The organism is Streptomyces monomycini (assembly GCF_022271435.1).
Taxonomy (GTDB): Bacteria; Actinomycetota; Actinomycetes; order Streptomycetales; family Streptomycetaceae; genus Streptomyces; species Streptomyces monomycini.
This window is the reverse complement of record NZ_JAFIQY010000051.1, coordinates 1-24,067: the sequence shown is the minus strand read 5'-3', so window position 1 is coordinate 24,067 and position 24,067 is coordinate 1. Positions and strand designations below refer to the sequence as shown.

At 72.2% G+C, this 24,067-nt stretch carries 14 protein-coding genes and 1 pseudogene; 5 read left to right on the top strand and 10 right to left on the bottom strand.

The window, feature by feature from the left end:
• Nucleotides 1-2 precede the first annotated feature (2 nt).
• Together pyk and JXZ78_RS35730 are read right to left on the bottom strand one after the other, a co-directional pair.
• Nucleotides 3-1,439, bottom strand: a complete 1,437-nt coding sequence (gene pyk, locus JXZ78_RS35735) for a pyruvate kinase (RefSeq protein ID WP_030020984.1) — start codon at nt 1,437-1,439, stop codon at nt 3-5.
• A gap of 146 nt (nt 1,440-1,585) precedes the next feature.
• Nucleotides 1,586-2,296 (bottom strand): SIMPL domain-containing protein, encoded by a 711-nt coding sequence (locus tag JXZ78_RS35730; protein ID WP_030020983.1) that lies wholly within the window; start codon nt 2,294-2,296, stop codon nt 1,586-1,588.
• Between the two features lie 236 nt (nt 2,297-2,532).
• Between JXZ78_RS35730 and JXZ78_RS35725 the strand changes: the two genes are divergently transcribed.
• Entirely contained in the window at nt 2,533-4,338 is a 1,806-nt protein-coding gene (locus tag JXZ78_RS35725; RefSeq protein WP_030020982.1) for a bifunctional metallophosphatase/5'-nucleotidase, read from the top strand.
• A 117-nt stretch (nt 4,339-4,455) separates the two neighbouring features.
• Here the strand turns inward: JXZ78_RS35725 and JXZ78_RS35720 are convergent, their stop codons facing one another.
• The 4 genes from JXZ78_RS35720 to JXZ78_RS35705 all read right to left on the bottom strand — a co-directional run bounded on the left by JXZ78_RS35720 (nt 4,456) and on the right by JXZ78_RS35705 (nt 11,702).
• Complete coding sequence (locus JXZ78_RS35720) at nt 4,456-5,982, bottom strand: lysine N(6)-hydroxylase/L-ornithine N(5)-oxygenase family protein (RefSeq protein WP_030020981.1); 1,527 nt, start codon at nt 5,980-5,982, stop codon at nt 4,456-4,458.
• Nucleotides 5,979-7,703, bottom strand: a complete 1,725-nt coding sequence (locus JXZ78_RS35715; protein WP_050502598.1) for a pyridoxal phosphate-dependent decarboxylase family protein — start codon at nt 7,701-7,703, stop codon at nt 5,979-5,981. Before JXZ78_RS35715 ends, JXZ78_RS35720 begins: the two co-directional genes overlap by 4 nt.
• Before the next feature lie 375 nt (nt 7,704-8,078).
• Nucleotides 8,079-10,667 (bottom strand): aminopeptidase N, encoded by a 2,589-nt coding sequence (pepN, locus tag JXZ78_RS35710; RefSeq protein ID WP_030020979.1) that lies wholly within the window; start codon nt 10,665-10,667, stop codon nt 8,079-8,081.
• Between the two features lie 159 nt (nt 10,668-10,826).
• Complete coding sequence (locus JXZ78_RS35705; RefSeq protein ID WP_030020978.1) at nt 10,827-11,702, bottom strand: helix-turn-helix domain-containing protein; 876 nt, start codon at nt 11,700-11,702, stop codon at nt 10,827-10,829.
• A 277-nt stretch (nt 11,703-11,979) separates the two neighbouring features.
• Here JXZ78_RS35705 and JXZ78_RS35700 point away from each other — a divergent pair, with 277 nt between their 5' ends.
• The gene (locus JXZ78_RS35700) at nt 11,980-13,761 is read left to right on the top strand and encodes a glycoside hydrolase family 35 protein (protein WP_030020977.1); all 1,782 of its coding nucleotides are present in this window, start codon (nt 11,980-11,982) and stop codon (nt 13,759-13,761) included.
• Nucleotides 13,762-13,831: 70 nt separating this feature from the next.
• On the opposite strand, the gene JXZ78_RS35695 is transcribed toward JXZ78_RS35700, so the two are convergent.
• Nucleotides 13,832-17,014 carry an endo-alpha-N-acetylgalactosaminidase family protein gene (locus JXZ78_RS35695; RefSeq protein ID WP_050502597.1) on the bottom strand — a complete coding sequence of 1,061 codons (3,183 nt, stop codon included), beginning with the start codon at nt 17,012-17,014 and terminating at the stop codon, nt 13,832-13,834.
• 667 nt (nt 17,015-17,681) lie between these two features.
• Between JXZ78_RS35695 and JXZ78_RS35690 the strand changes: the two genes are divergently transcribed.
• Both JXZ78_RS35690 and JXZ78_RS35685 read left to right on the top strand, forming a co-directional pair.
• The gene (locus tag JXZ78_RS35690; RefSeq protein ID WP_030020974.1) at nt 17,682-17,930 is read left to right on the top strand and encodes a hypothetical protein; all 249 of its coding nucleotides are present in this window, start codon (nt 17,682-17,684) and stop codon (nt 17,928-17,930) included.
• A 36-nt stretch (nt 17,931-17,966) separates the two neighbouring features.
• Nucleotides 17,967-18,809: pseudogene (locus JXZ78_RS35685) on the top strand (IS5 family transposase).
• A 15-nt stretch (nt 18,810-18,824) separates the two neighbouring features.
• Here the strand turns inward: JXZ78_RS35685 and JXZ78_RS35680 are convergent.
• From JXZ78_RS35680 to JXZ78_RS35670, 3 genes are all read right to left on the bottom strand, one after another.
• The gene (locus JXZ78_RS35680; RefSeq protein WP_050502605.1) at nt 18,825-20,006 is read right to left on the bottom strand and encodes a sensor histidine kinase; all 1,182 of its coding nucleotides are present in this window, start codon (nt 20,004-20,006) and stop codon (nt 18,825-18,827) included.
• A 5-nt stretch (nt 20,007-20,011) separates the two neighbouring features.
• Nucleotides 20,012-20,710, bottom strand: a complete 699-nt coding sequence (locus tag JXZ78_RS35675; protein WP_030020970.1) for a response regulator — start codon at nt 20,708-20,710, stop codon at nt 20,012-20,014.
• A 1,570-nt stretch (nt 20,711-22,280) separates the two neighbouring features.
• Nucleotides 22,281-23,093 carry a S1 family peptidase gene (locus JXZ78_RS35670; protein WP_238783600.1) on the bottom strand — a complete coding sequence of 271 codons (813 nt, stop codon included), beginning with the start codon at nt 23,091-23,093 and terminating at the stop codon, nt 22,281-22,283.
• Between the two features lie 265 nt (nt 23,094-23,358).
• Between JXZ78_RS35670 and JXZ78_RS35665 the strand changes: the two genes are divergently transcribed.
• The coding region (locus JXZ78_RS35665; protein WP_372498474.1) for a hypothetical protein at nt 23,359-24,067 on the top strand (709 nt) is incomplete at its 3' end.

Sequence of the window (24,067 nt, the reverse complement as noted above, 5' to 3'; positions counted from 1 at the left end):
GGTTACTTCGGGGAGTCGTCCTCGCCGATGTGGTGGACACGGACGAGGTTGGTGGAGCCTGCGACGCCGGGTGGGGAGCCGGCGGTGATGATGACGACGTCGCCGCGTTCGCAGCGGCCGATGCGCAGGAGTTCCTCGTCGACCTGGGCGACCATCTCGTCGGTGGAGTCGACCTTGGGGCCGAGGAAGGTTTCGACGCCCCAGGTGAGGTTGAGCTGGGAGCGGGTGGCCGGTTCGGGGGTGAAGGCGAGGAGGGGGATGGGTGAGCGGTAGCGGGACAGGCGGCGGACGGTGTCGCCGGACTGGGTGAAGGCGACGAGGAACTTGGCGCCGAGGAAGTCGCCCATCTCGGCGGCGGCGCGGGCGACGGCGCCGCCCTGGGTGCGGGGTTTGCTGCGGTCGGTGAGCGGGGGCAGGCCCTTGGTGAGGATGTCCTCCTCGGCCGCGGCGACGATGCGGGCCATGGTGCGTACGGTTTCGGTGGCGTACTTGCCGACGCTGGTCTCGCCGGAGAGCATCACCGCGTCGGTGCCGTCGATGACGGCGTTGGCGACGTCGGAGGCTTCGGCGCGGGTGGGCCGGGAGTTCTCGATCATGGAGTCGAGCATCTGGGTGGCGACGATGACCGGCTTCGCATTGCGTTTGGCGAGTTTGATGGCGCGCTTCTGGACGATCGGGACCGTTTCCAGGGGCATTTCGACGCCGAGGTCGCCGCGGGCGACCATGATGCCGTCGAAGGCGGCGACGATGTCGTCGATGGCGTCGACGGCCTGGGGTTTTTCGACCTTGGCGATGACGGGCCGGAAGCAGTTCTCCTGGCGCATGATGCGGTGGACGTCGTCGATGTCGTCGCCGCTGCGGACGAAGGAGAGGGCGATGATGTCGGCGCCGATGCGCAGGGCCCAGCGGAGGTCTTCGCAGTCCTTCTCGGAGAGGGCGGGGACGGAGACGGCGACGCCGGGGAGGTTGAGGCCCTTGTGGTCGGAGACCATGCCGCCTTCGACGACCTTGGTGTGGACCTCGGTGTCGCGGACGTCGGTGACCTGGAGGGTGACCTTGCCGTCGTCGACGAGGATGCGTTCGCCGGGGGTGACGTCGTCGGCGAGGCCTTCGTAGGTGGTGCCGCAGCAGTGGCGGTCGCCCTGGACGCCGGGGCGGACGGTGATGGTGAAGGCGTCGTCGCGTTCGAGAAGTACGGGGCCTTCGCGGAACCGGCCGAGTCGGATCTTCGGACCTTGAAGATCCGCGAGGACGCCGACGCTGTAGCCGGTCTCCTCGGACGCTTTGCGTACCCGCTCGTACCGCGCCTCGTGGTCGGCGTAGGTGCCGTGGCTGAGGTTGAAGCGGGCCACGTCCATGCCGGCTTCGACGAGTGCCTTGATCTGCTCGTACGAGTCGGTGGCGGGTCCCAGTGTGCAGACGATCTTTGCTCGGCGCATGGTTCGACCCTACGACCTACTCATAGGTAGGGAACTGTGGGGAAGTGACTGCCCAACGGCCTTTACATGAAAGGCTCTTGACAAGTAGTTGAATGCGCGCGCCGGTGCTCCTATGAGCGGATAAGTGCCAGTGGTGACGCTCGGGGTCACAAGGTGGGGCGGGTCATCGTGAAGCGGGCGTTGATCTGTGCGTACACCTCTTGGCGGGCGGGTTCGAGGTCCAGGGCGGGGGTGCTTTCGGTCTCGGCCGCTCCCCCGTAGGCGACGGAGCGGAACATGCCGCCAGGGCCCGGCATCGGCGTGGCGTCGTCGGCGCCGGTGTCGGCGAGTTCGAGGACGGCGTCGAGGCGCGCGCCGAGGGCTTCGGCGTATTCGCGGGCGCGCTGGACAGCGTCGTGGACGGCCTGGCGGCGGGCTTCGCGGTGGGCGGGCGAGTCGGGGCGCAGGGCCCACCAGGGGCCGTCGACGCGGGTGAGGTCGAGGTCGGCGAGGCGGGTGGTGAGTTCGCCGAGGGCGGTGAAGTCGGCGAGGGTGGCGGTGACGCGGACGCGTCCGTGGTAGGCGCGTACGCGTTCGTGGCGGCCTTTGGCAGTGATTTCGGGGGTGACGGAGAAGGCGCCGGTGTCGAGTTTCTCGACGGCGTCGCCGTAGCTCTTGACGAGGGTGAGGACCTGGTCGTTGCGGTGGGTGAGGTCGTGGAGGGTGGCGGTGCGGTCGGTGCCGCGGGCCTGGACGGTGATGTCGATGCGGGCGATCTCGGGGTCGGCCTCGATGCGGGCTTCGCCGCGTACGGCGAGGCGGGGCGCGTCGGGGGTGCCGTACGGGTGGGCGGCGGGCCGGGTGTCGGGGTCGGTCATGGGGGCAGCCTGGCACGGGGCGGGGTGTTTGTCAGGGAGGGCCCGGGGTGGGCGGTCATCTGATCGCAACCTGTGGGGGCTGTTGCGGGTGGGGTTGCTGAGCCAGAATCTACGCGCGTTGTCCATGAGTGTTGCGGTGGCAGGTGTGTCGCGTTGGGCGGCGGTCCCGTCGCGGTTCCCGCCGCCGGTCCGCCGCCGATGCCCGCCGCCGCCGTGTTTCGTCGAAGGAGATGTTCATGCCGCTCGGCCGTAGGAAGTTCCTGGGGAGTTCGGTCGCCACGGGCGCGGGGGCCGCGCTCATCGGTACGGGGGCACCGTCGGCGGCAGCCGCACCGGTGTCCGGCGGCGGGGCGCGGCCCGCGCGGCGTTACGCCTTCACGGTCATGGGGACCACGGATCTGCACGGCAATGTCTTCAACTGGGATTACGCGGCCGACGCGGAATTCGACGACAAGGACCACAACGATGTGGGGCTGGCGAAGATTTCCACGCTGGTGCGGCGGGTCCGGGAGGAGAAGGGTGCCCGCAATACACTGCTGATCGACGCGGGTGACACGATTCAGGGTACGCAGCTGGCGTATTACTACGCGAAGGTCGATCCGATCACGGGTCCGAACGGCCCGGTGCATCCGATGGCGAAGGCGATGAACGCCATCGGATATGACGCGGCGGCGCTCGGCAATCACGAGTTCAATTACGGCCTGAAGGTGCTGCGGAAGTTCGAGGAGCACTGCGACTTCCCGTTGCTGGGGGCGAACGCGGTGGACGCGAAGTCGTTGCGGCCGGCTTTTCCGCCGTACTGGATGAAGCGGCTCCGTACGCCGTGCGGTGGCCAGGTGAAGGTGGCGGTGCTGGGGCTGACGAATCCGGGGGTCGCGATCTGGGACAAGGCGCATGTGCAGGGGAAGCTGGCGTTTCCGGGGCTGGAGGAGCAGGCAGCGAAGTGGGTGCCGAAGCTGCGGTCGATGGGTGCGGACGTGGTGATCGTGTCGGCGCATTCGGGGACGAGCGGTACGTCGTCGTACGGGGATCAGCTGCCGCATGTGGAGAACGCGGCGGCGCTGGTGGCGGAGCGGGTGCCGGGGATCGACGCGATTCTGGTGGGGCACGCGCATGTGGAGGTGCCGGAGCGGCGGGTGGTGAACCGTGAGTCGGGGCGTGCGGTGGTGCTGTCGGAGCCGCTGAAGTGGGGGCAGCGGCTGACCCTGTTCGACTTCGAGCTGGTGCGGTCGCGGGGACGCTGGTCGGTGGAGTCGGTGTCCGCGAAGGTGCTGAATTCCCGTACCGTGCCGGAGGATTCGCGGATCACTCGGCTGCTGCGTGCCGAGCAGCGGAAGGTGGTGGCGTACGTCAATCAGGCCATCGGGCGGTCGAAGGCGGAGATGACCGCGGCGCAGGCGCCGTACAAGGACACGCCGGTGCTGGATTTCATCGCGTTCGTGCAGGCGGAGGCGGTGCGAGAAGCGTTGGCTGGTGGCGAGTACGCGACGTTGCCGGTGCTGTCGCAGGCTTCGTGTTTCTCGCGGTCGGCGGCGGTTCCGGCGGGTGAGGTGACGATCCGGTCGATGGCCGCGCTGTATCCGTTCGACAATACGCTGGAGGCGCGGGTGCTGACCGGGAAGCAGCTGCGGGAGTATCTGGAGTTCTCCGCGCGGTATTACGTGCGGACGCCGACGGGCGGTCCGGTCGATCCGGCGAAGCTGACGAATGCGGACGGCATTCCGGATTACAACTACGACGCGGTGAGCGGTGTGTCGTACGAGATCGACATCGCGAGGGAGCCGGGCCGGCGGATCGGGAAGCTGTCGTTCGCGGGGAAGCCGGTGGCGGACGACGCGCGGTTCGTGCTGGCGGTGAACAACTACCGGGCGAGCGGCGGCGGCAACTTCCCGCATGTGGCGAAGGCGCCGCAGGTGTGGTCGACGTCGGAGGAGATCCGAAATGTGATCATCGGGTGGGTGAAGGAGACCGGGGAGATCGACCCGGCGCGGTTCGCGTCCGAGGACTGGCGGCTGACCCGGGACGGGGTGCCGGTGTTCTGAGCCACGGGGTGTGCTGACCCGGGGTGGGGTGCCGGTGTTGTGAGCCCGGGGTGTGCTGACCCGGCGCGGTGTGCGGCGGCCCAGGTGTCCGCAGGGGTGGAGCCTGGGCCGGGTGGGTCAGGGGTTTTCGATGAGGGTGGAGTTGGGGCGGGGGATGTCGGTGAGGTTGCGGGGCGGGGAGGGGCGCAGGCCGAAGGTGGTGAAGGCGGTGCGGGAGGGGAGGGGGTAGGTGGTGCTGTCGGTGAGGGAGTTGAGGATGGTGGCGCTGCGCCAGGCGGAGAGGCCGAGGTCGGGGGTGCCGACGCCGTGGGTGTGGTGTTCGGCGTTCTGCACGTAGACGGAGCCGGTGACGCAGGGGTCGAGGAGGAGGCGCTGGTCGGCGTCGATACGGGGGCGTCCGGCGGCGTCGCGGCGCATGTAGGGGTCGAGGGCGGCGAGCAGGGTGTCGGTACGGCCTTCGCGGTAGCCGGTGGCGAGGACGACGGCGTCGGTGGTCAGGCGGGAGCGGGCGCCCTGGTGGGGGTGGTCGAGGTGGAGTTCGACCTTGGTGGTGCCGACGCGTCCCGCGGTGCGGACGGTGACGCCGGGGGTGAGGGTGGCGTCGGGCCAGCCGCCGTGCAGGGTGCGCCGGTAGAGCTCGTCGTGGATGGCGGCGAGGGTGGCGTGGTCGATGCCTTTGTGGAGCTGCCACTGGCCGGGGAGGAGCTGGTCGCGTACGGGTTCGGGGAGGGCGTGGAAGTAGCGGGTGTAGTCGGGGGTGAAGTGTTCGAGGCCGAGTTTGCTGTATTCCATGGGGGCGAAGGCGGCGGTACGGGCCAGCCAGTGGAGGCCTTCGCGGCCGGCGGGGCGGGAGCGCAGCAGGTCGAGGAAGACTTCGGCGCCGGACTGTCCCGCGCCGACGACGGTGATGTGGTCGGCGGTCAGCAGGCGTTCGCGGTGGGCGAGGTAGTCGGCGGCGTGCAGGACGGGGACGGCGGGGGCGTCGACGAGGGGTTTGAGGGGGTCGGGTACGTGGGGGACGGTGCCGATGCCGAGGGCGAGGCTGCGGGCGTGGGTGCGGCCGAGGGCTTCGGCTTCGCCGTCGTCGCCCAGCTGGGTGTAGTCGACTTCGAAGGAGGCGCGGTCGCTGTTCCACCGGACGGCGTCGACCTGGTGGCGGAAGTGCAGGCCGGGGAGGTTTTCGCTGACCCAGCGGCAGTAGGCGTCGTATTCGGCGCGGTGGATGTGGAAGCGTTCGGCGAAGTAGAAGGGGAAGAGGCGTTCCCGGTGCTTGAGGTAGTTCAGGAAGCTCCAGGGGCTGGCGGGGTCGGCGAGGGTGACGAGGTCGGCGAGGAAGGGGACTTGGAGGGTGGCGTCCTCGATGAGGAGGCCGGGGTGCCAGCGGAAGGCGGGGCGCTGGTCGTAGAAGGCGGTGCGCAGGTGGGTGAGGGGCTGGGCGAGGGCAGCGAGGGAGAGGTTGAAGGGGCCGATGCCGATGCCGGCGAGGTCCAGTGGTGTGTCGGGGTCGGTGGGCGGCCGGGTGGTGGCGGGTTCGGGAGCGGGGGGCCGGGTGGCGGTGGCGTGGAGACCGGTGTGTGCGGGGCGTCCGGGGTCCGGGGACGGCAGTTGGAGGGTGATGGCTTCGGGGTGGGGGGTGGTGCTCATCGGGGGGTGTGGCCTTCCACGAGTTTGAGGAGCGAGGCGAGGTCGTCGGTGGTGGTGTAGGGGTTGAGGAGGGTGGCCTTGAGCCAGAGGCCGGTGGGGGTGGCGGCGCGGCCGAGGACGGCGCGGCCGTGGTGCAGGAGGCGGCGGCGGATGGTGGCGACGGTGGTGTCGTCGGTGCCGGTGGGGCGGAAGAGGACGGTGCTGAGGGTGGGGTGGGAGTGGAGTTCGAAGGCGGGGTGGCCGTCGATGAGGCCGGCGAGGGTGCGGGCGGCGGCGAGGGTGCGGTCGACGAGGTCGGCGAGGCCCGTACGGCCGAGGGCCTGGAGGGTGACGGCCATTTTGAGGATGTCGGGGCGGCGGGTGGTGCGCAGGGAGCGGCCGAGGAGGTCGGGGAGGCCGGCTTCGGTGTCGTCGTCGGCGTTGAGGTAGGCGGCGCGGTGGGTGAGCGCGGCGAGGTCGGCGGTGCGGGGGACGGCGAGGAGGCCGGCGGCGACCGGTTGCCAGCCGAGTTTGTGCAGGTCGAGGGTGACGGTGTGGGCGCGGTGCAGGCCGTCGAGGAGGGCGCGGTGGGTGGTGCTGAAGAGGAGCGGGCCGCCGTACGCGGCGTCGATGTGGAGGCGGGCGCCGTGGGTGCGGGTGAGGTCGGCGAGGGCGGGCAGCGGGTCGATGGCTCCGGTGTCGGTGGTGCCCGCGGTGGCGCAGACGAGAACGGGGACGGTGGGGGCTCCGGGGCTGCCGGGGTGGCGGAGGTCGGTGAGGGCGGTGTGGAGGGTGTGGGGGTCGAGGGTGCCGTCGGGGGTGGGCAGGGTGAGGGGTTCGGGGAGGCCGAGGAGCCAGGCGGCGCGGTGGATGCTGTGGTGGGCGTTGGCGCCGCAGACGACGCGCAGGGGCTCGGTGTGGCGGGTACGGGCGTGTTCGCGGGCGAGGAGGAGGCCGAGCTGGTTGGCCTCGGTGCCGCCGGTGGTGACGAGGGCGTCGGGCTGTTCGTCCTCGTGCGGGCGTCCGGGGGTCGCGGGGGTGTCGGGCCTGTAGGGGTGGGCGGGGGCGCCGGGTCCGTATGGGGGCGTGTGGCTCTTGGGTCCGTACGGGCGTGGGGGGCTGCTGGGTCGGTACGTGGGTGTGAGGCCGTCCGGTCCGTACGGGGGCGTGGGGCCGCAAGGCTCGTACGGGGGCGTTGGGCCTTCCGGTCCGTACGGGGGCGTGGGACCGCCGGGCCCGTACGGGGGTGTGAGGCCGCCAGCTCCGTACAGGTGAGTGGGGCTGCCGGGCCCGTACGGATGCGTGGGGTCGTCCGGCCCGTACGGGTACACGAGGGCGGCGAGTTCGCGGGTCGTGCGGGCTTCGAGGGCGGAGGCCGCGGGGGCCTGGTCCCAGGAGTCCATGGACGGGTTGAGGGCGGCGGCGGCCAGGTCGGCCGCGGCGGCGAGGGCCAGCGGCGGGCAGTGCAGGTGGGCCGCGCAGTGCGGGTCGGCGGGGTCGGCCGCGCCTTCGGCCAGGGCGTGGACGAGGGCGCGCAGCGCTTCGTGCGGACCGCGGCCGGTCTCGGGAAGGACGGGCCCGGTGACCTCCCGCAGCCGCGCGGCGACGCGGCCGGGGCCCCCGGCGGGCAGGGGCCCTCCCCGGGCTTCCGCACCGTCCCGCAGTGCGTCGAGGACGGTGCCGAGGAGGGGCCGCAGAGCATCGGGGCCTGCGGCTCCGCCGGCGAGGGGCGGGGTGTTCATGGGCAGTCCTTCGGGTGCGCGACAGCGGGCACACCACAGACTGGCCGGGGCCGGGTGGCGTACCTGCCGAGCTGGGCGAGCTCAACCCGAAAGGGGTACCCAGGTGCTGGGCGGGGCGGCGGTGATCGGATTGCCTGCTATGCAGTCCGTAGGGGTTGGGGCGGGGGTGGACGGGGGCGCGGCCCGGTGGGCTCGGCGGCCTCGATCCCGCCGTCACTCCCCCGGCTGTCCCACCGGGTCCGGCGGAGCCGACGGCCCCGCCGGGCGCACCGAACCCACCGGCCGCACCGGGCCACCCGAATCCGCCGGCCCGCCCGAATCTGCCGAACCGGTCGAACCCGTGGGCCCAGCCGGCCCGCCCCTCGCGCGGTGCCGTCACTCGCCCCGTACCCGCAGCGCCCTCCTCAGGTCGTCGAGCTGGTCGATGAGCTTGCGGCGCAGGGCCGGGGACGGGTCGGTGGTGCGCAGGCACTCCTCGCCCAGGTGGAGGGTGGCCGGGTCGACGCAGGGTGTGGGGAAGGCGTAGCGGCCGGCGGAATCGGCGAGGGCGGGGCCGCGGCGGGCGGCGAGGGCCACCGCTTCGGGGAAGTAGCGGGTGACGTAGGGGCGTACGAGATCGAGCTGTTCGGGGGCCCAGAAGCCGGCGGCGGTGGCGTTGAAGAGGTAGTTGGACAGGTCGGTGTGCTCGTCGGAGGCGAAGAGGACGTCCCAGGCGGCTTGTTTGGCGGCCGGGTCGGGCAGGGCGGCGCGGCAGGTGGCGGCGCCCTGGCGGCCGGTGGCGCTGGGGTCGCGGGCCAGTTCGTCCTCGATGGCGGCGGGGGTGGTGGCGCCGAGGACGGCGAGCCGGCCGAGGATGCGCCAGCGCAGCTCCGGGTCGAGGGCGGGTCCGCCGGGGACGCTGCCGCCGGAGAGCCAGTCCTGTATGCCGTCGGGGGTGGTGGCGCTGTCGATGAAGGTGCGGACGGCGGCCAGGCGCAGTCCTTGGCCGTCGCCGTTCTCGGAGCCTTCGGTGCGGCGCAGGATGTCGCGGGCGATGGCGCTGAGGGTGGTCAGGGCGGCGGGCCGGTCGGCGGCGGGAAGGTAGCGGTCGGCGATCTGGGCACGGGCGAAGGCGAGGACGCCGGAGACGACGGCGATGTCGGTTTCGTACGGGAGGTGGGCGCGGGCGGCGTCGAGGTAGGCGGTGGGGGGCAGTTCGCCGTCGCGGACCATGTCGCGGGCGGCGTTCCAGACGACGGCGCGGGTGAGGGCGTCGGGCAGGCCGGAGAGGGTGGTGCGGACGGTGTCCCAGGAGGTGGGGTCGAGGCGGACCTTGGCGTAGGTGAGGTCGCCGTCGTTGAGGAGGACGAGGGCGGGGCGGGGGCCGGGCACGGTGTGGCGGCGCTGCGGGGCGCCGTCCCGTGTGTCGGTGAGGGCGGTGCCTTCGGCCGGTGCGGTGCCGGGGTCCTGGGGTACCGCTGCGGGGATGTCCCAGGCGAGGTGGTCGCGGGCGACGAGGCGGGTGGGGTCGGTGGGGTCGCGGTCGTACAGGCCGGCGGTGAGGTGGTGGGGGCGGCTGCCGTCACGGTCGACGCGCAGGGTCCAGCCGCCACCGGGCGTGGTGTCGACGACGGGGGTGAGGGTGTCGATGCCGGTGGTGCGCAGCCAGCTGTCGGCCCAGGCGTGCACGTCCCGGTCGGTGGCCTGGGCGAGGGAGTCCACGAAGTCGGCGAGGGTGGCGTTGCCGAAGCGGTGGCGGGTGATGTGGTCGTTGACGCCGGCGAGGAAGTCCTTCTCGCCCATCCAGGCGACGAGCTGGCGCAGGGCGGAGGCGCCCTTGGCGTAGGAGATGCCGTCGAAGTTGAGGAGGGCGGAGTCGGTGTCGGGCACGTCCTCGGCGGCGGGGGCGACGGGGTGGGTGGAGGGGCGCTGGTCGGCGTCGGAGCCCCAGTTCTTGCGGGCGATGCCGAAGTCGGTCCAGGTGTCGGTGTAGCGGGTGGCTTCGGACAGCACCTGGTAGCTCATGTATTCGGCGAAGGACTCGTTGAGCCAGATGTCGTCCCACCACTGGAGGGTGACCAGGTCGCCGAACCACATGTGGGCCATCTCGTGGGCGATGACCACGCCGCGGTTCTGGCGCTCGGTGTCGGTGACGGCGGAGCGGAAGACGAAGTCCTCGCGGAAGGTGACCAGGCCGGGGTTCTCCATGGCGCCCGCGTTGAACTCGGGGACGAAGGCCTGGTCGTAGGAGTCGAAGGGGTAGGGCTCGTCGAAGAGGGTGTGGTAGCGGTCGTAGCAGCGGCGGGTGATGTCGAAGATCTCTTCGGCGTCCGCGGTCAGGTGGGGGGCCAGGGAGCGGCGGCAGTGGATGCCGAAGGGCAGTCCGGCGTGCTCGGTGCGGACGGTGTGCCAGGGGCCGGCGGCGACAGCGACGAGGTAGGTGCTGATGAGCGGGGTGGGGGCGAGGACGACGTGGTTGGCTTCGCCGTCCTGGCGGGTGGCGGTGCCGTTGCCGAGGACGGTCCAGCCGCCGGGCGCGGTGACGCCCACTTCGAAGACGGCCTTGAGGTCGGGCTGGTCGAAGGCGGCGAAGACGCGCTGGGCGTTGTCCAGGAACGGCTGGGTGTAGACGTAGGTCTCGCCGTCGGCGGGGTCGGTGAAGCGGTGCATGCCCTCGCCGGTGCGGGAGTAGCGCATCGTCGCTTCGAGGCGGAGTTCGTGGTCGCCTCGGGTGAGGCCGGTGAGCGGCAGGCGGTTGCCGTCGAGGGTGGCCGGATCGAGGGGGCGGCCGTCGAGGGTGGCGGAGCGCAGCTCGTGCGGTGCGACGTCGATGAAGGTGTCGCCCGGGGTGCGCGCACTGAAGCGGACGGCCGTGCGGGACACGAAGTGGTCGGGTCCGTGGGTGAGGTCGAGGTCGATCGCGTAGCGGTGGACGTCGAGGAGTCGGGCTCGGGTCAGCGCCTCGTCGCGCGTCAGTGCGGGCATGTGCTCATGCTGCCGTACGGCACTGACACCGCGCACTCGACCCGCGATTTTCCCGGCCCGGCCGGGTCCCGGGCGTGCTCGGCGGGTGCTCCGCGCGCCTTGACGCGTGATCCGGCGCTCCTTGGTGCGGCCTTGGCGCGCCCTGGGCCGTGGGCTTTCTCAGCCGATCCGCGGCGGGTCGTCGGGGTCGGGTACGCGGGTGGACCAGCCGCCGGGGACGTGGTGTCCCTGGCGGGCGCGGAAGCGGACGGGTGCGGTGCCGACGCGGCGGGTGAACAGGCGACTGAAGTAGGCCGGGTCGGTGTAGCCGACGCGGCGGGCGACGGCGGCGACGGGGAGTTCGGTGGCGGCGAGGAGTTCTTTGGCGTGGCCGAGGCGGATGGCCAGGAGGTAGTCCTTGGGGCTGCATCCGGCGCCGCGGCGTACGGCGGTGCGCAGGGCGGCGGGGGTCATGCCGTGACGGGCGGCGTGTTCGGCGACGGACAGGGGCAGGAACGCGTCGCGGGCGAGGGCCTGGAGTACGGGGTCGCCGTCCGCGTCGGTGTCGGCGCGGGCGCGCCGCAGGGCGACGAGGAGTTCGTGGACGGCGGCGGCGGTCTCGACTTCCAGGAGGGGGTTGCCGCGGCGGGCGGCGCGGGTGATGCGGCCGACGGCGGTGCGGGCGGCGGCGGTGTCGGCGAGCGGGACGAGGGGGCGGTCGGGTTCGATGTAGCCGAGTTCGGTGTAGGTGGTGGTGGCGGGGCCGGTGAAGTCGACGAAGCTCTCGTCCCAGCCGGTGTGCGGGTCGGCGCCGTAGTGGTGGGGGACGCCGGGGAGGAGCCACAGGAGGGCGGGGGCGGTGACGGGTGTGCGGGTGCCGTCGGGGGTGGTGAACCAGCCGCGGCCGGCGTGGACGACGACGGCGACGTGGTGGTCGAGGACGCGGGGGCCGACGGGTGGCAGGGGGCCGTGCTGGAGTCCGACGCCGAGGCAGACCAGGCCGAGCCGGTGGTGGACCGGGCGCGGTGTGAAGTACCGCATCCAGGTGTGGTACATGCGGACGTCCTCCCGTCTCCGCCTACCGGGGACATGTCCGTGTCCGGCCGGTTGCTTGCGTTTCCTGACCGATGAGATCCCTGCGCCGCCCGATTTCCGTCCGAGTTCCGGTTGAGTTCCGTCCAATCACTGCCGATCTTTGTCCATGGATTCCCGTGCCGCCAGAGCTGAGGGTGACGGGGACGGCGGACGGACCGGAGCACCGGGCGGAACGAGACAGCGGACGGACCAGAACGCCGGGCCGATCGGGACGGCGGAACGGGACAGGGCGGGCGGTATGGGCGTGTTCGTGGTGGGCGAGCGGGACTTCGAGCGGGACGGGCGGCCGGTGCGGCTGCTGTCGGGGGCCCTGCACTACTTCCGGGTGCACGAGGCGCAGTGGGGGCACCGGTTGGCGATGCTGCGCGCCATGGGGCTGAACTGCGTCGAGACGTACGTGCCCTGGAATCTGCACGAGCCGCGGCCCGGCACCTACCGTGACCCGGAGGCGCTGGGCCGCTTTCTGGACGCGGTGCGGGCGGCGGGGTTGCTCGCGCTGGTCAGGCCCGGTCCGTACATCTGCGCGGAGTGGGAGAACGGCGGGCTGCCGCACTGGCTGACCGGCCCGTCGGGGCGGCGGGTGCGGACCCGTGACACGGAGTACCTGCGGGCGGTGGACGCGTGGTTCGGGCGGCTGTTGCCGCAGGTGGTGGCGCGGCAGTACGACCGCGGCGGCCCGGTGGTGATGGTGCAGGCGGAGAACGAGTACGGGTCGTACGGCGGCGACCGGGAGTACCTGGGGCACATGGTGGAGCTGCTGCGCGGTCTGGGGGTGAGTGTGCCGCTGTTCACCTCGGACGGCCCGGAGGACCACATGCTGACCGGTGGTTCGGTGCCCGGTGTCCTGGCGACGGTGAACTTCGGGTCGGGGGCGCGGGAGGCGTTCGCGGCGTTGCGCCGTCATCGGCCGCGTGGCCCGCTGATGTGTATGGAGTTCTGGTGCGGCTGGTTCTCCCACTGGGGTGACGCTTCGGTGGCGCGCTCTTCGGGGGACGCGGCGGACGCACTGCGGGAGATCCTGGAGTGTGGTGCGTCGGTCAACGTCTATATGGCGCACGGTGGTACGAACTTCGGGGGGTGGGCGGGGGCGAATCGTTCCGGCGAGCTGCACGACGGGGCGCTGCGGCCCACTGTCACGTCGTACGACTACGACGCGCCGATCGATGAACGCGGGCGCCCTACGGAGAAGTTCCACCGTTTCCGTGACGTCCTGTCCGCGTACGCGCCGGGCCCGCTACCGGAGGTTCCCGTTCCGCCGCCGGTTCTCGCCGCGCCCGTACGGGCCGAGTCCGGCGGGTGGGCGCCGCTCGCGGACGTACTGGACGTTCTCGGCGGTCCCGAGGTGACGTCGGGTGTGCCGCCGACGTTCGAGGAGCTGGACGTGGGCCGTGGTGTGGTGCGGTACCGCTTCGAGGTTCCCGGGCCGCGCGGGCCGCTTCCGTTGCGGGTGGCGGGGTTGCGCGATCTGGCGGTGACGTACGTGGACGGGGTGCGTGGGCCGACCCTGTACGAGGAGGACTCGGAGATCGGCGCGGCGGTGGCCGGGCCCGCCACCGTGGAGCTGTGGGTGGAGTCGCTGGGGCGGGTCAACTACGGGCCGCGGCTCGGGGAGTCGAAGGGCATCACGGGCGGGGTGCTGCACGAGCGGCAGTACCTGCACGGCGTACGGGCGCGGGGGCTGCGGCTGGACGCGTTGGAGGACGCGGCGGCGGTGCGGCAAGTGCCGTTCAGGGAATGCGGCGCCCGTCCTTCCGGTTCCGGGCGGCCGGGCCTCCACCGGGCCACGCTGACCGTTCCCTCCCCCGGGGACGCCGCCCTCGAACTGCCGGGCTGGACGCGCGGCTTCGCCTGGGTGAACGGGTTCTGCCTGGGCCGCTACTGGGCGGCCGGTCCGCAGCGGACCCTGTTCGTCCCCGGCCCGGTGCTGTGTCCGGGCGCCAACCAGCTGCTCCTGCTGGAGTTGGAGGGCGCCCCCGCCCGTGTGGGGGAGCGGGCAAGGGCGCCCCGTCTGGTGCCCTGACACGTCGGTGTCCGTGCCCCGACGCGCCGGCCTTCCGCGTCGGGCCGGCCGGTCTCCGATGTGTGACGCGTCAGGCTTCCCGTACCTCGAAGACGTCCAGGACGAACTCCGCCTTCCCGTCGTCACCCGTCTTGCGCAGGCCCACCCACGCCTCGCCGCACTCCGGGGCTGTGAACTCGTAGGTGTGCGAGGTGGGGTGGGGGGCGACGGGCAGCGGGGTGCGGCTCAGTTCGCGGGCTCCGGGGGTGTCGACGGCCGTGATCCAGGCGTACTGGCCGGCCTTCTCGTTCGCATAGCGGAAGCTGACCCGGTAGCGGCGTCCGGGCAGGAAACGCACGGTGTGCGGCACGGTCCGGTAAACCAGTCCCGCGTTCTCGCCGCGGGACTTCAGTGACTGGCCGCCGTCGATGACGTCGTCGACGGCCTTGCCGTTCCAGCCGCGCTGGGTGAAGGGCGCGTGCCGCTGCGCGATGTGCGTGCGCGGGTCGGTGACCTGGCCCGCGTCGCCCTTGACGAAGGGGCCCCAGCCTTGCGGTACGTGCTCGAAATCCTCGTACGCGACGGTGCCCGGCCGGTGCGCGGGAACCGCGGCGACGACCCGCACGTTGTCGAATCGAATACGCACAGTGCCCGCCGCGACGCGGAGGGTGAGGGTGACGGGACCGCCGCCCTCGGGGACGGTGAAGGGGGTGAACATCCGTTGGAAGCGAGTGCCGTGTTTACGGTCGGCGGCGACGAAGTTCGCGGCGGTGGAGGTGTCGGTCCAATTGGCGGCCGTGACGCCGTCACCGGTGCGTACCTCCAGTGCGGCCCGGCGCCGCTCCCCCGGCCGCGCGCCGACCTCCACCTGCACGGAGGCCGTGTACGTGCCGGGCGCGAGGCGGGCGATCCGCTGGCTGACGGTTGCCGCGCCGCCCGCGCCGACGACCAGTTCGTAGTCTCCGAGGGCGCTCGGCTCGACGGTGGCGGGGCCGCTGACCTGCCAGGCGTCGAGGGTGCCGGAGTGGAAGCCGGGGTCGGCGAGCGGCGTGCCCTCGCCCCAGCCGGGCCCGGTCCGGCCGGTCCCGTGCCGGCCGTGTCCGCCGCTTCCCTGGCCCCAGCCGCGGCCGCCCTGGGCCGGGGCGGGGCGGCGGTAGAGGACGTACGGCTGTCCGGCCGCGGCGGTGACGGTGACCTTGCCGCCGCGCACGGACAGCCGCTGCGGACGGCTCCGGCCCTGGTCGGTGAGTCGGTAGGCGTACACGCTCCGGGTGCCGGACCAGCCGCGGGGCAGCGTCCAGGTGGTCGTGCCGCCGCCGGGGTTGTAGTGGTAGAGCTTCTCGGGGTCGGTGGCGCAGCGTGGTTCCCAGGGCAGCAGGTAGGTGCCGCCGTCGTACACCAGGCGTCCGTCGGTGGTGATGCGGCGGGTGCCGCCGGTGTCGGTGACGGCGGTGCCGGTCGGCCCCTCGAAGGTGATCTCGTGGTCGCGCCAAGTGCGGATCGGGTACGCCTGGAGGTACTTGGCGGGCAGCGCGTCCACCCAGATGATCCGGTAGAAGGCGTGCCAGTCGGTCTTGCCGACCCAGCCTTCGAAGTTGCCCATCCGGGCACCGCCCAGCAGCGTGGGCCACTTGTCCGCGAACACGTCCTTCTGGTGGTTGCGGACGAAGCGGATGAGCCGGGAGTTGATGCCGCGGGAGGTGTCGCCTCCGTAGTCGGTCTCGTTGGCCCAGTGCGCCCACAGGGCGGAGCGCTCCAGGCCGTGGCCCCATTCGGTGGTCACCTGCCAGCCCTGGGCGCGCAGGTGGCGCTGGAGGCGGTCGGAGTTCCAGCCGGATTCGCGGAAGACGTCGATGTAGAGGGTGTTCAGGGCGGGGTCGGTCTCCTCGCGGAGCTGCCGGAAGCGGCGGACGATGTCGCCGGAGACCAGGTCGCGGCGGGCGTCGATGCGGTAGGACTGGTCGAGCCAGTCCCATTGCGCGTCGTTCTTGTCGACGAGGGTCTCGGAGAAGGCGTGCGCGACGGGGTAGGACTCGGTGGCGTTGACGTGCACGGCGAAGTCGCTGTGCCAGGCCTTTCCGGCGCGCAGCAGGGTGTTGAGGTCGGCGAGGCCCCCGGCGCGGGTGTTGTGGTTGCCGCCGTAGTCGGGGTGGGCGGAGTCGTGGCCTTCGGACTGGTAGCCCTTCAGGAGGGTGAACTGCCGCAGCCCGTCGGTGGCGAGCGCGATCCGTTTGACGTTGTCGAGGGTGGTCAGGAAGGGGTTGGTGGCCTGGCTGGCGAAGTTGAAGGGGATGTGGGCGACGACGCGCAGGTGCTGCTCGTCGGCGCCGAGCGGGTCGACCATGATGTCGCGCAGCGCGATGGCCGCGTCCTGCCAGTCGGCGGTGCCGTCGCCGTTGCGGTCGCGGGTGAGGACGACGGTGGCGTACGGCGGGGGTTCGGTGTCGTGCAGGGGCGCGGTGGCCGCGCGGTGGGTCCACTGGCCGCAGCCGAGACGCGCGTAGCGGTGGCCGCCGCTCGCGGTGGTCTGCCGCCACAGCCGCCCGTTCTCCCAGGTGGTGGCGCCGCTGGGCGTGTCGTAGACAGTGTTGGTCTCGACGGCGGCGGCCAGCTTCCCGGTGGCGGCGACCGCGTACGCGCACCCGGTGGGGGCGGCGTCCAACGGGGTGGCGGGCGTGATCCGGACGAGGGTGTCACCGCTCTTGGCCTTGTCCAGGTCGATGCGGGCGGCCAGGAGGGCGGCGCCGGGCTGGTCGCTGCGGACGCTCAGCAGGGCGAGCCCGGGAATCTGGAGGGTGCCTACACGGAGGGCCGGGGTGTCGGCGATCCTGGTGACGCGCCAGTCGACGCGCCATCCGCCGACGGTGATCTCGGCGTCGATCTCGGTGCCGCCGTCGAAGGCGAGGGTGTAGGTGATGCGGTCGGCGGCCGGGCGGGGGGTGACCCGGGGCGCGCGGGCGGTGCCGTCGACGAGGAGCCGGGTGACCAGGTCGGGCTGGCCGTACAGGACGGCGCCGGTGCCCCGGTCGGTGTAGGAGAGGACGCGGGGAAAGCCGGTGTCGACGCGGACCTCCAGGGCTCCGGACCGCAGCACCGCCTCACCAACCCGGGGTGGCGGGTAGGAGCCGGTGCTTCCGGCGTACGCGCTGGTGGCGCCGAGTGGGAGGGTGGCGGCGATGCCGGCGAGCGCGGTACCGACGACGAGCTTTCTGCGGGTGGGGCCGGGCTCCCCACCGGTCGGTGGGCCGGCGTCCGCCGGTACTTCCGTGGGCATCGGTGCTTCCACGGGCGCCGGTACGTCTGCGGGTGCCGGTACGTCCGCGGGCGCCGCTCCTCCCCCAGCGGACGGGCCTTCCCCGTCCACCGGTCGGCCCCCGTCCACCGGTCGGCCCCCGTCCGCCGGTTGGCCCGCGCCCGTCGGCTGTTCCGCGCCCGTCGGCTGTTTCGCTCCTGTCAGTCCGTTCACGAGCGCTCTCCGTCCTTCGCACCGGCACTGTCCGTCGCGGGACAGGGTGCTCGGTGCGCGGCGGGCGCGCCCATGGACAAAGGGGCGGGAGGTGTTGGACTAACGGACCGGTGCCGAGGAGGTTTCGTACGTCCGGTGCGGCGCGTACTGGTTGCCGGGCCGCACGGACTTGCCCCGTACCCTCCTTGCTCCTCGTGCCCTCCTTGCTCCCAGGGCGCTTCTTCCGGATCTTGGTTCGGGCCGACTTCGCACGCTGCTGCCCCCGTATGTTGGCGCGATGGACGAAGCCGAGGCGAGCGGTCAGGTGTGAAGGGCCCGGGCCGGGCAGTACGCCAGGCGTGTGCGACGGTTTCGAGAGCGCCGGCAGCGCCGAGGGAGTTAGGCAGCAGCTTTCACATCAGCGGCCTAGGGCGCTTCTTCCGGATCTTGGTTCGGGAGGACTTCGCACGCTGCTACCCGCTCATATAGTGGCGAGATGGACGAAGTCGAGGCGAGTGGCCAGGCGTGGAGGGACGAGGTCCGAGCGCGTCCGACAGCTGAGCAGGATCGGGACGCCCTGGCCCGGCTCGTCGAGGCGGACGCAGACTCCTTCGAGGTTGAGCTGTACGAGCGCGCGACGGATCCCCAGCTGCTTTCGATTGATCGTGCCCAGAGGTCGCAGGCCGGGCAGTACGCCAGGCGTGTGCGGCGACTGCGAGAGCGTCAGCAGCGCCAAGGCAGTTGAGCAGTAGCCTTCGGATCATCTGATCGTTGGCCTGGTGTGTCGTTGACTGATGCCCAGTGGGCGAGGATCGAGCCGCTACTGCCGGACCGGACACCGAAGCGGGGTGGCCGTTGGCGGGATCACCGGCAGCTGATCGACGCGATCGCGTTCAAGTACCGCACGGACCCCGTGGACGGACCTGCCCGAGCACTTCGGGTCGTGGAAGGGCGCCCACAACCGCCTGCGGAAGTGGGCCGCCGACGGCACCTGGGAGAGAATCTTCACCGCCCTGCTCGCCCAGACCGACACCGAAGGCGATCTCGCCTGGGTCGTCGCGGTCGACTCCGCCGTCGTCCGTGCCCACCAGCACGCCGCCGGGGCCCGCCCAAAGGGGCCCCGGACGGCGAACCGGACGACCATGCCATCGGACGGTCCCGCGGCGCACTGACCACCAAGATCCACCTCGCCGCGGACAGCCGCTGCCGCCCGCTCGCTTTCGTCCTCACACCCGGCCAGGCAGGTGACGCTCCAGCGTTCCCTGAGGTCATGTCTCGATTGCGGGTGCCACGGCCGGTCGGCCGGCCCAGGACCACACCGGAGACGGTCCTGGCCGACAAGGCGTACTCCTCCCGCTCGATCCGGACCCATCTCCGCCGGCGCGGGATTCGAGCGGTGATCCCGCAGCCCTCCGACCAGGCCACCAACCGCAAACGCCGCGGCAGCCGAGGCGGCCGTCCGCCAGCCTTCGACCGCGAGGCATACAAGCGACGCAACACCGTCGAGCGGTGCATCAACAAGCTCAAGCAGTGGCGCGGCCTGGCCACTCGCTACGACAAGACCGCCACCATCTACCGCGCAGGACTCCACGTCGCCGCCATCTTCATCTGGTCGGCGAGATGAGCCGAAAGAAGCGACCTAGGCCTCCCCGTCCTGCCCATCCTCCCCGTCCTCCCTGTCCTTCACCGTCGCCAATGGCAGCACGGCCCGTACCTCCCAGCCGCCCTCTGGTGCGGGGCCGGCGGTCAGTCGGCCGCCCAGCGCCTCGGCGCGTTCGGTGAGGCCGGCCAGGCCGAAGCCGCCGCCGGCGGCCTGTGCGGAGAGGGGGGCGGGGTGTCCGCCGTCGTCGGCGACGCGCAGTTCCAGGCCGGACGGTACGGTGCGGAGCTTGATGCGGACGGCGGTGGCGTCCGCGGCGTGCTTGCGGATGTTGGTGAGGCCTTCGCGGACGATGCGGTAGACGGCGGTGGCGACTTCGGCGGGCACCGTCTCGTCGAGGCCCTTTTCGATGTGTAGGGTGACGGGCGGGCCGGTGCGCGCATAGGTCTCCGTGAGGGTGTGCACGTCGGCCAGCCCAGCGAGGGGCCGGCTGCGGGCGGCGCCCTCGCGCAGGACGTGGACCAGGCGGCGCATCGCGCTCAGCGCCTCGCCGCCGGAGGTCTCGATCCGTTCGAAGGCGGCGTCCGCCTGGGGTCCGCCGAGTGCGGTGAAGCGGGCGGCGCGGGCCTGGACGACGATGCCGGTGACGTGGTGGGCGACCACGTCGTGCAGTTCGCGGGCGAGTTCCAGGCGCTCGGCGGTCCGTACGGCGGCAAGGTCGCGTATCCGCTGGGCGTCCTGCCAGCGCAGGATCATCGAATAGGCGCTGACGACGACGGTCAGCACGCCGTAGACGACGGTCCACAGACCCAGCCGGATGTCGCGCATCGGGGCGAGAACGCAGGCCAGGCCCAGCAGGGGGCCGAGGACGGCGGCGGTGCGTCCGGGGGCGCGGTGCACCACGCCGGTGAGCAGGACCAGCAGGGCGATGCCTTCGCCGAGGCCCCACACCGCGAGGGCGTGCTGTCCGGCGATCAGGACCACCGAGGCGGCGAGGGAGACGCTCGCGGCGGTCCAGGCGCGGATGCGCAGCGGGACCCGCGCGTTGGGTACGGAGCACAGGCACACGACGACAGCGGCGACGACGACGGTGGCGTGCGGGCGGGTGGGCTGTCGGGCCAGCGCGACGCTCTCGAAGCCGATGAGGAAGAGCAGGACCGCGGCGAGGGCGGCTTTGCCGGCGGTGGCCTTGCGCGGGTGGGCGCGTGCCCAACCGGTCAGCGGGCTCACGGTACGGCCGGTCCGCCGCCGGTACCGCCCGTGGCGAGTCCGCTCTCCCAGGCCCAGGCGGCGATCTCGACGCGGTTGCGGGCATCCAGTTTGGCCTGGACGTTGGCGAGGTGAGTCTTGACGGTGGACAGCGAGACGTAGAGTTCGGCGGCGATTTCGGCGTTGGTCCGGCCGCGGGCGAGGGCGCGTACGACGTCCTGTTCGCGGTCGGTCAGCGGCTCGGTGAGGGTACGGGTGGGACCGCCGGCCGCCACGGGGGCCAGTTCGCGCAGCAGCCGTACGGTGATCGCGGGCGAGATCAGCGCGTCACCGGCCGCGGCGGCGCGTACCGCCTCCACGAGCATGGCGGGGCTGGCGTCCTTGAGCAGGAAGCCGGAGGCGCCACCGTGCAGCGCGGCGTGCACATAGGCGTCGACGTCGAAGGTGGTGACGATGACGATACGCGGCTTGTGCCCGTACTCGGGGTGGGCGACGGCGCGCTCGGCGAGCCGGCGGGTGACCTCCAGGCCGTCGGCCTCGGGCATCCGGATGTCGAGCAGCAGGACGTCGGGGCGCAGCCGTTCCACCGCGGACAGGGCCGCCACGCCGTCCACGACGTCGGCGAGGACCTCGATGTCCGGCTGGCTCTCCAGGATCATCCGGAAGCCCGTCCGGACCATTTCCTGGTCGTCCGCGATGACCACGCTGATCGCCATGTGCCTCGGTGTCCCTCGCCCTGTCCGTGCGTCGTACGTCGTGCGCCGCGCCCCGTACCCGGTGCTCGGCAGCGGTCCGGGCCGCTCCCGCTGCGTTCCATCTGATCTTCGGTGCTCGCGCCCCGCAACCGCTGGGGCCGGACCGGACCGGACCGGGCCGGACCAGTCACCGGCGGGCCGCGGGTGCGGCGGGCCGGCCGTCGTGGTGGGAGGGGCGGCAGCAGGCGGGCGGCGGGTGCGGGGGGCGGCAACAGGACAGCGGGGGCGGGGGTCGGTAGCAGGCCGGCGGGGGCAGGGGTCGGCAGCAGGACAGCGGGGACAGGGGTCGGCAGCAAGCCAGCGGGGGCGGGTCCGGGTGTCCGGCGTACTCGAAGCCGCGGGGTCTGGGAGCCCGAGCGGCACAGTGCGGGGCCGGGCAGTCGCGGGGCCGAGGTGCTCGTACGGCACGGTCGCCACCGATGCGGGCGGCGCTGCCGGGATGGGCGGCTCGGTGGGCCCAGGGGATCCGGTCGGCCCAGCCGGACCGGTCGGCCCAGCCGGACCGGTCGGTTCCGGCAAGGGTGGAGGCCGTCGTGGGGACAGGCCGAAGATCATGACCGCCGCTGCCGAGCAGCAGCCAGGTGACGGCCGCGGCGGAGGCGGCCAGCAGCAGGGCGGCGATCGCCGTCGTCCGGTGGTCGCCAGGGCGGGCGGGGCCGTGCCCCGGAGGCTGTGGCGTGCGGCGGTGGCGGGGCTCGGTGGTCACCCGGCCCACGCTAGGAAGAAGGCACGCGGACGGGTATCGGCCTTCCGGCCAGGCGTCGGCGCCCGCACCCCGGTCGAAAGGACGAGCGGGGTACCTCTCCAGTAGGACCCGCCAGGCCCCGGCAGTACCCACTACAAACCCGGCCAGGCCCCGGCAGGACCCACTACAAACCCGGTCAGGCCCCAGCAGGACCCACTACGACCCGCCCAGGCCCCAGCAGGACCCGCTACAACCCGGCCAGGCTTCAGCAGGACTCGGTACGAGCCCGGATATCCCAACAAGGCCCAGTACACCCTGGCCAAGCCCCGACAAGCCCCGGTACACCCCAGCCAAGCCCTGGCGAGACCCCATGGCCAAGCCCTGACAAGGCCCCATGGCCAGGCCCGTCAGACCCGTCAGACCCGTCAGACCCGTCAGGCCCCAACAAGGCTCAGCGCACCCCGGCCAATGCCCGACAAGCCCCGGTACACCCCAGCCAGACTGCCCCAACAAGGCCCCATACACCCCGGCCAAGCCCGTCAGGCCCCCGCCAGGACCAGCGGACCAGCGGACCCCGAGGGCCGAAAGGCGCGACCGCGCCCCGATGCCCTCCGGCACCGGGACGCGGCGACCTCGCTACGTGGTGACCGTCAGCCCGCCGACCCATCAATCGCCGGACCATCAGCCCGCCCACCCATCAGTCACCGGACCGCCAGCCGGCCAGGCCTCAGTCCACCAGCGGGCCACCCCATCAGCAGGCAACCCGCCAGCCGGCCAGGCCATCAGCAGGCCAACCCGCCAGCCGGCCAGCCCGCCAGCGGGCCAGCCCGTCAGCAGGCCAACCCGTCAGCCCGCCAGTCCCTCGGCCGCCTTCTTGATGTCCGCGGCGAAGGTGCTCACCTCGGTGTAGACGCCGGGCTTGCCGGGGCGGGCGCAGCCTTCGCCCCAGCTGACGATGCCGACCTGGAGCCACTGGCCGGCGTCGTCCTTGCGGAACATCGGGCCGCCGGAGTCGCCCTGGCAGGTGTCGGTGCCGCCGGTGTCCAGCTGGCCGGCGCAGATCTCCTCGCCGGGGGTGAGCTGGTCGCCGTAGGCCTTCTTGCAGGTGGCGTCGTCGACGAAGGGCACCTTGGCCTTGAGGAGGTAGCGCTGCTGCTGGCCGCCCTCCTTGTCGGCGCCCCAGCCGGCTATGTCGAATTCGCCGGAGGTGAGCTTGTCGTCGGTGGCGATCTTCAGGGTCGGCAGGTCGATGGGCTTGGCGAGCTTGATGAGCGCCCAGTCCTTGCCCTTGCCGTTGTAACCGGGTGCCTGGAGGACCTCGGTGGACTTGACGCTGACGGCCTTGGAGTCCTCCAGGTCGACGACGCCCGCGGTGGCCGTGATGGAGGTGTTGGGGCCGCTGCCGTCCACGCAGTGGGCGGCGGTGAGCACGACGTCCTTGGCGTAGAGGGCGCCGCCGCAGCCCATCGAGAGCCGGACCATGAACGGGAATTCGCCCTGGCTCGCCTTGGTGCCGCCGACGATCTTGGTGTGGACGCCGTCGGCCTGCGGTGTGGGGGTGGGCGCAGCGTGGGCGGCGGCGGGCTGGAGGCTGACGGCCGCGAGGGCGACGGCCGCGGTGGCGGTGGCTCTCTTCAGGTTCTTCAGCTGGCTTCGCAACGGGCTTCCTTTCGTGGGGGGTTGCACGTCGATGTCAGGCCCATGCCAACGCGAGAACCGGAAAGGACCGCCGTAGAACGTGCCGATGAGTCGGCAGCACGCCGCAAGGCGTCCGGACCCAGTGGGGGATGAGCCCGCAAAGCGCCCTTGGATTATGTGGACTCGGCGATCACAGTGGCAAGGGTGTACATCTGGCCAACTCCTGTTCTACCCATGTCACCTACAGCCCATACCGGACGTTCCTGGCGAGACGTACAGTGGTCGGGTGGCGGCGACGGGAAGACCGGGCAGTTCCGGCGGTGACATCGAGCACGGGTATCCACATCTGGACACGGTGCGCGCGGCCGTCACCGCGCTCTACAGACGCCTGTCGTACGACACGGTGCGCACCTTCGACACGAGCGTGCCGCCCGCCGAAGTCGCCTTCGACGACGGGGAGGAGCTGTACGCGGGCGCGCAGCGGGTGGCCCGCGCCATGGTGCAGCACCTGCGGCTGCCCGACGCACGGGTGATCGTCGCCTTCCGCGACATGACCCTCGCCGCCAATGTCGAACTGAACGCCGGCCCCGAGTACTTCGTCGAGCTGAACTCCCGCTTCAAGACGCACCGCCGGGACATCGGCGCCGCCCTCGCCCACGAGGTGATGCACGTCTATCTGCACCGCCTCGACCTGTCCTTCCCCGGCACCCGCGACAACGAGATCCTCACCGACACCGCCACCGCCTACCTGGGCGCGGGCTGGCTGCTGCTGGACGCGTACCGCGAACACGGGCCGTTCGCGCAGAAGCTGGGCTATCTGACCCCGGAGGAGTTCGGTTACGTCCTCGCCAAGCGCGCGCTGCTCTTCGGCGAGGACCCGGCGCCATGGTTCACCAGCCCGCAGGCGTACGACGCCTACAAGGCGGGCATGGCGCTGGCCCGCCGCGACGCGCAGCAGCCGCCGCTGGCCGCGGCCGGCTGGGCGGGCCGCCGCC

What these genes read in the sequence shown, in the direction of transcription:
- JXZ78_RS35725 (WP_030020982.1), top strand. Translation starts at nt 2,533, where the DNA reads ATGCCGCTCGGCCGTAGGAAGTTCCTGGGGAGTTCGGTCGCCACGGGC.
- JXZ78_RS35695 (WP_050502597.1), bottom strand. Translation starts at nt 17,014, where the DNA reads ATGCCCACGGAAGTACCGGCGGACGCCGGCCCACCGACCGGTGGGGAG.
- JXZ78_RS35700 (WP_030020977.1), top strand. Translation starts at nt 11,980, where the DNA reads ATGGGCGTGTTCGTGGTGGGCGAGCGGGACTTCGAGCGGGACGGGCGG.
- JXZ78_RS35720 (WP_030020981.1), bottom strand. Translation starts at nt 5,982, where the DNA reads ATGAGCACCACCCCCCACCCCGAAGCCATCACCCTCCAACTGCCGTCC.
- JXZ78_RS35705 (WP_030020978.1), bottom strand. Translation starts at nt 11,702, where the DNA reads ATGTACCACACCTGGATGCGGTACTTCACACCGCGCCCGGTCCACCAC.
- JXZ78_RS35715 (WP_050502598.1), bottom strand. Translation starts at nt 7,703, where the DNA reads ATGAACACCCCGCCCCTCGCCGGCGGAGCCGCAGGCCCCGATGCTCTG.
- JXZ78_RS35730 (WP_030020983.1), bottom strand. Translation starts at nt 2,296, where the DNA reads ATGACCGACCCCGACACCCGGCCCGCCGCCCACCCGTACGGCACCCCC.
- pepN (WP_030020979.1), bottom strand. Translation starts at nt 10,667, where the DNA reads ATGCCCGCACTGACGCGCGACGAGGCGCTGACCCGAGCCCGACTCCTC.
- JXZ78_RS35675 (WP_030020970.1), bottom strand. Translation starts at nt 20,710, where the DNA reads ATGGCGATCAGCGTGGTCATCGCGGACGACCAGGAAATGGTCCGGACG.
- pyk (WP_030020984.1), bottom strand. Translation starts at nt 1,439, where the DNA reads ATGCGCCGAGCAAAGATCGTCTGCACACTGGGACCCGCCACCGACTCG.
- JXZ78_RS35690 (WP_030020974.1), top strand. Translation starts at nt 17,682, where the DNA reads ATGGACGAAGTCGAGGCGAGTGGCCAGGCGTGGAGGGACGAGGTCCGA.